This is a genomic window from Streptomyces sp. UNOC14_S4 (assembly GCF_020740835.1).
Taxonomy (GTDB): Bacteria; Actinomycetota; Actinomycetes; order Streptomycetales; family Streptomycetaceae; genus Streptomyces.
Window position 1 is genome coordinate 1 of sequence record NZ_JAINFC010001040.1, and the last position, 651, is coordinate 651.

Genomic DNA, 651 nt, shown 5'->3' on the forward strand with positions numbered 1-651 from the left:
GCAGACGAGGGGCTGCGCGGCACACGGGTCCTCGGCGAGGACCGTCGCCACGGCGGGCAGGAAGCGGTCGGCGGGGAGCGCCTGCGCGCCGGAGTGCGGCTGGATCTGCGCCGACGGGCCGTGCGGCTGGGTGGCGCCCGGCGGCGGCCCGTCGGCGGGGAGCAGGCGGCGCAGCAGGTCGAGGCGGTCGGCGAGGCCGAGGGGCAGCCGGAGCCAGAACCAGGGGCCGAACTCGGCGAGGCCGCCCAGGGCGCCCCGCGCGTCGCTGTCGAAACCGCCGAGGTCGACCGAGCGGGCGGTGATCCGCTCGGCGAGCAGCCGCAGGGTGCCGAGGTAGGGGGCGGCGTCGGGGACGCGCAGCAGCGTTTCGCCGAGCAGGTGGGCGGCCCACCAGGCGGGGTCGGGGAGGGCGCGCGCCTGCCCGTCGGTGAGGGCCGCGGCCCGGCCGAGGGCCGAGCGCCCGGCTGGGGAGAGGGCCTCCGCGGCGTACACGAGGGCGTCGAGGCGCCCGCCGAGCGCGGCGGGGCCGGAGCGGCGGCCGAGCAGCAGCAGGGCCTGCAGGACGGGGCCGATGCGGTGCCGGGGCACCGGCAGGGGCCTGGGTTTCTCCTGGGCCGCCGTGCCGCGCTTGGTGCGGCGGCGGGCGGAGCC

Annotated in this window: 1 pseudogene; it reads right to left on the reverse strand. The window is 80.8% G+C overall.

The features are described from left to right. Positions 1-651: pseudogene (locus tag K6I34_RS37785) on the reverse strand (hypothetical protein); the annotation flags it as partial.